This is a genomic window from Candidatus Latescibacter sp. (genome assembly GCA_030692375.1).
In the GTDB taxonomy this organism is placed as follows: domain Bacteria; phylum Latescibacterota; class Latescibacteria; order Latescibacterales; family Latescibacteraceae; genus JAUYCD01.
Genome location: JAUYCD010000177.1, coordinates 1 through 5583, shown reverse-complemented (window position 1 = coordinate 5583; position 5583 = coordinate 1). Strand labels below are relative to the sequence as shown.

General features: G+C 48.1%; 2 protein-coding genes. One reads left to right on the top strand and one right to left on the bottom strand.

Annotated elements, in window-relative coordinates; all coding sequences use genetic code 11:
- Nucleotides 1–92: 92 nt before the first annotated feature.
- A complete protein-coding gene (locus Q8O92_10610; GenBank protein ID MDP2983766.1) occupies nucleotides 93–3161 on the top strand; it encodes an efflux RND transporter permease subunit in 3069 nt (1022 codons plus the stop codon).
- A gap of 192 nt (nucleotides 3162–3353) precedes the next feature.
- Here Q8O92_10610 and Q8O92_10605 read toward each other — a convergent pair whose 3' ends face one another.
- Entirely contained in the window at nucleotides 3354–4973 is a 1620-nt protein-coding gene (locus Q8O92_10605) for a DUF362 domain-containing protein (GenBank protein ID MDP2983765.1), read from the bottom strand.
- Between the last annotated feature and the right edge of the window lie 610 nt (nucleotides 4974–5583).

Here is a 5583-nt window from a genome sequence, read left to right as displayed (position 1 = left end):
TGCGTTTCTTTTCAAAATAGATGCCGAAACAAGTTCGGCATGACACGTGTCATCCTGAACTCGTTTCAGGATCTAAACATACAAGGCCCCCCATGCGCGATACCTTTTTACTCTATCTCCTGAAAAACAAGATAGCCATTTTCCTGCTGATATTTATGCTGGCGGCGGTGGGGTATCACCTATCCGGCGGCATTACCCAGGGGGTTTTCCCAAATGTCATCTTCCCCCGGGTGCAGGTAACCATCGAAAACGGCTATGCTCCCATCAAGCAGATGCTCTTCCAGGTTACCAAGCCCGCTGAAGAGAGTATAAAGACCATCCAGGGAGTGGAACGGGTCATCTCCAACACTTCGGTCGGCGCAGTCGAAATAAACGTTTATTTCGACTGGAGCACCGATCCCTACCTCGCTTATCAGTTCGTTCAGGCGCGGATGGCTGAGATAAAAAACGAAATCCCTCCCGAAGCCCGTGTCTCGATCCTGCAGGCCACTCCTTCACGGTTCCCCATAGCCATGTACGCCATCGGCTCGGAAACCGTGCCGCGCAACCGCTTGACCGAGACATTGTATTACCAGCTCCGGCCCGTAATGCTTTCCATCAAGGGAATCTACAATGTGGAAATTCGAGGTCCCCAGTACACCGAATACAAGATTGTCCTGAACAATGACAAGATTAAAAGTTACAACCTTTCCATCGATTTTGTCGAGCAGTTTCTGAAAGAACAGAATACCATCGATTTTCTGGGACTGATCCGGGATTACAAGAAGCAGTATGTGGTCTCCCTCTATCAAAAGCCCGAGAGCATCGATGATATTCCGAACCTCAAGATACCTTTGCCGAACGGCCAATATGTTTCCCTTTCCGACATCGCCCTGACCGTAGAGGATCATGCTCCCACGACCGCCATGACCGCCGCCAGCGGATTCAAGAACTCGGTGGTGTTCAACATTATCCGGCAGCAGAACGGCAACAGCAGAGAGGTAGTGAAAGAAGTTGACAGGAAGATAGCCGAGTTCAACAAAACCCTCTCCGGGCAGAACATGCATATCAGGAAGTACTATGATGAAACCGATTTTATCGGAGAGGCCATACGCAGTGTCATGGAAGCCATTCTGCTCGGGACGCTCATCGCTGCTCTCATCGTGTTCCTTTTTCTCCGGAAAAAAAAGCTTTCCCTGTTCCTTATTTTCATCGTTCCGATCGTATTTCTTGTGACCATCATCGGTATAAAAATCGCCCGGTACGATTTTAATATTTTCTCACTGGGAGGTATGGCCGCCGCCGTGGGGGGTCTTATTGATCACCTGGTGATTATCATCGAAAACATCGAACGTCATTACCGGAGAACCGGGAACAAGCTCGAGGCGGTAATCGAGGGCTCTCGGGAAATTCTTCCCATCATGACTGTGGCTACCCTGATCTCCATCTCTATTTTCCTTCCCCTGCTCCTGGTGTCCGGCGTGGTTGGCGTCTTCTTCAAACAACTGGCTTTCGTGCTCATATCCACCTATATCATTTCCCAGATTCTCGCCATATTCCTGACCCCTATAATCGCCTATCTCTCTCTTCCCGAGACCCCGTCCGAAGAGAAAACCCGCTGGTCTGATACCCTCGCGGAAAGGTATATCGGATTTTTGCAGCGCTCTTTCAAAAGGGGCTGGATATCGGTGCCCATCGTACTGTTCGGATTTCTGATCAGTTTTCTCCTTTACAAAAATCTGCCCGCTACTTTCCTGCCGAAGTGGGATGAAGGGAATTTTGTGGTCGATATCGCCCTCCCGGTCGGGACATCGTTGGAAGAGAGTCACCGTGAATTCCGGGACATCGGTAAGATCATAGACAGTGTTCCGGAAGTAAAAGGGTGGACACTGCGGATCGGAACCGCACTCGGCCACATCTCGGAACAGGCCAACATCGCTGATTTCCTGGTTACCATGAATAAGGAGAGAAAACGATCCATTTACGAGATACGAGATGACCTGTACGCCCGTATCAGCGCCCGATATCCCAATTTTCTGGAATTTGACATTCCTATGGTACTGGAGGACCGGTTGGGAGATATTTTGGGAGAGGAATCTCCCATCACTGTTCTCCTTTATGGCGCTGACCCAGACAAGCTGATCATCTGGGGCGAAAAAGTTCGTGATGCACTGAGAGATGTGAAAGAACTGGAAGAGGTAAATCTGAAAACCACTTACGCCTCTCCGTTCATAGGGGTCAAGCTGAAATCTGACGCCGAAGCCCTTTACGGCATCGACATCAACGCTCTATCCGCGCAGATAAACTCCCTGTACTGGGGAACAGTGATCGGTGATGTCATTAAAGGTGAGAAAATTATCGGTATGCGGGTTATCACGGAGAGTCCTGACAAGGACCCCATCGAGTATCTCCGGAATTCCCTGACGGTTTATTCCCCAAAAAACCAACGCCAGGTTCCTTTGCGATATGTGGCGGATGTGGGAATTACGGAGAATGTCCCTGAAATCACCCACTATGATCTGTCCCCGGTTTCCATTATAGCGGTGCGGTTCAAGGGGAATGACATGACGCTTGCGGTGGAGCGGGTGCGCGCTGCTCTAACAAAACTCAATCTACCGCAGGACATCACACCGGAAATCGCCGGATTCTACCGTGAGCAGCAGAGTTCCTTCCGGGAGATGGTTCTGGTGGTTTTTTTATCCATTCTTATTATGTTTACTGCGCTCATGTTCCAGTTCGGGAGCCTGCGGTTGGCGTTTATTATCCTCATCGGCCTCGTTCTCACCCTTCTCGGTGTTTTCACCGGGCTTTTGGTGACCGGCAAACCGCTCGATATCACCGCGTTCATGGGCATGCTTATCGTGCTCAGCATCGTCATCAACAATAACATTCTCATATTTGATTACTACCTGATGCAGCGAAAGGCTTTCGACCGTGAAGAAGATGCCATCCTGAATGCGGTAAAAACCAGGTTCCGGCCCATTTTCATGACCATGATGGCTAATGTCTTCGCCCTGCTGCCGGTGGCGCTGGCGCTGGGAACGGGAACGCAGATTATCCAGAACATGGCAATATCCATCATGGGCGGTCTGACCTTCGCCATTTTTGTCAACCTGTTTGCTATTCCCCTCCTCATGCACTGGTGGGGAACAACGCCGCTGTTTAAAAAGATGAGGGATTAAGGAAACTCAACTTGACGACATAAATAATTGCGCATGTTTTGAGTGTTTAGATCCTGAAACGAGTTCAGGATGACACGTGTCATGCCGAACTTGTTTCGGCATCTGTTCCATAAAGAAATGCAGTAAATCAATCGTCATAAAAAAAGGCATCCGTGTTCGGGATGCCTTTTGTCATTGCTCTTCGCCATTTGATTACTTCAGCAGGAGCATCTTCTTCGTTTCGCTGTATCCGCCGTAAAGGAAACGGTAGAAATATGTACCGGAAGCCCGGTTTTGGGTATTCCAGACAGCCATGTGCCTGCCGGCCTGGGTGTATCCGTCCGCCAGCACCTCGACAAGCTGTCCCTGCTCGTTGAACACTTCGAGCCGTGCATTCCCTGCCTTCGGAAGGTCGTATTGAATAGAGGTGTTCGGGTTGAACGGGTTCGGCCGGTTCTGATGCAGCAAAAACGCCTGCGGACGATCAATTTCCTCAACCACAGTAGTTTCAGGCGCATAGGTAAACGGCTCGTTGACCAGGTGATACTTGGCTTCCGTTCCACCGCTGTAATCTTTTTGTAGGTAATAGGTCAAAAGCGGAGTACGGGTAAAATTCTTGAGTGGAGTGAGGGTGGCTGTTCCGTCCGCTTTCCACTCGTAAACAGGAATGTTAGCCGGATTCAAACGGTTGGTCAGTCCGCGCTCCTTGGCGATATGGAAGAGGCCGAAGTTTCCCGGCTCCTGACCTGCCATCCAGTGGCCGATTATGTCCACATTGAACTGGTTCTTGCCAAAGATGATGATATTCGACATGTAATCCCAGGCTTCGCCGCTTGCAAGTTTCGTTCCTTTATTCGGACCGTTGAGGAAACCATCTCCGTCGCGGCCATAAACGCCCTCAATGACATGCAGTCCCGATTTGGTAACTGAATTGTTATCCAGGCAGCGGCTGGCCCAGGTCTCCATCCAGATGCCGCCGCTGGTGCCAGGCTTGTCCCACCTGGGAATGCCGGCTGTTTTGTGACGGGTATAATTTGCCCCGATGTCTGGGCTCCAATTAGGATTTGCATTGGCAAAATCAATACTCATTTTGGCATCGTATCGACTGCAATGTTCTTGATAGCTTTTCGCGATGGTTCCCTGGATGTTCTTGCAGCATAAAGTGATTCCCATGCCATGGGCTTTGAACTTGGATACATCGAGGAGCCAGGAATTGGGGGCATTTACAGGATAAATGTAGGGTATTTTTCGGAAATAAACACCGTTTGGTGCATCCACCCAGGTAATGAGATTCGAACCAAGGGCGGCGAGAGTTGTAATTCCAGGGTTCATATTCACACCCTGCCTTTGGGTCATGTCCGCGTAACCGTTCAGTTTCCTGTTGGTGTCATCATTCCACACATCGAGTACGGTTATCTGATTTCCGGCTACTCCAAGGCTTTTATATCTCTCAATGATACCCTCAACAAACCAGGGATCGGTGATGACGCCCATGCGATATTCCGCATCCTGGGCTGGTGGGCCGGTCCAGGTAACATAGGTTATATTGGGTTTTATAGGGAACAAATTGGTGAGAGGGACGCCGCTGTCGCTGGGAACCAGCACCGAAGTAGCAAGCGCTTTTCCAGCCGATTTCACCGCATCGTGATTGGTTTTTACATCCACATTGGTTTTCATGATGAAAACCGCTTCCGGATTGGAGTCCACAAATGGATGCACTCTGAAGAATCCTGCGGAAGTCTGATTTCGTAAAGCGAGAGCCTGAATGGGCTGAACAAGTCCCAGGCTGCCCGCTGCGGCTGCTGTTTTTATAAACTCTCTCCGATCGAACATGAAGCAACTCCTCTGGTAATTAATGGTGAAAAGCAACTGCAAAACTGAAAAATACAGTAAATTACTTCATATACATGACGACATAAAATATTGCGCACGTTTTGAGTGTATAGATCCTGAAACGAGTTCAGGATGACACATGTCATGCCGAACTTGTTTCGGCATCTATTTTGAAAAAAAACGAAATAAAATATGTCGTCATGCATAACAACAGATATTGAACTAAGTATCTCTGAACGTCGAAATGGTAAGAATTTGTCTCACAACTTATGATTCGACATTTGGTATCCTAAAATAGTTTAACGAATATACATGAAAAAGGCACCCAAAATTATGGATACCTCTCCCAAGAACTTGTGTCAGGGGCCAAATGATTAACCTTTATTTCGCAAGCTGTATAATTCGAATATAACACGTTTTTACAGGTAAGTATAATACTTTTAACTAAATAATGACAAAATAGTTCAAATCAGTAGTGTCCGGTTAAAATAAAATAGAAATGGGCAATGTCCTTATTCTGTATATATTTAGGTAGACAAATACCATTAATCGATACAGAACAGGAGGATTGCCCATGATTAGAAATACGGTATTTTCACAGCTTATGCAA

Excerpts from the sequence above, each read along its gene's own strand:
- Q8O92_10605 (MDP2983765.1), bottom strand. The coding sequence starts at position 4,973 with ATGTTCGATCGGAGAGAGTTTATAAAAACAGCAGCCGCAGCGGGCAGC.
- Q8O92_10610 (MDP2983766.1), top strand. The coding sequence starts at position 93 with ATGCGCGATACCTTTTTACTCTATCTCCTGAAAAACAAGATAGCCATT.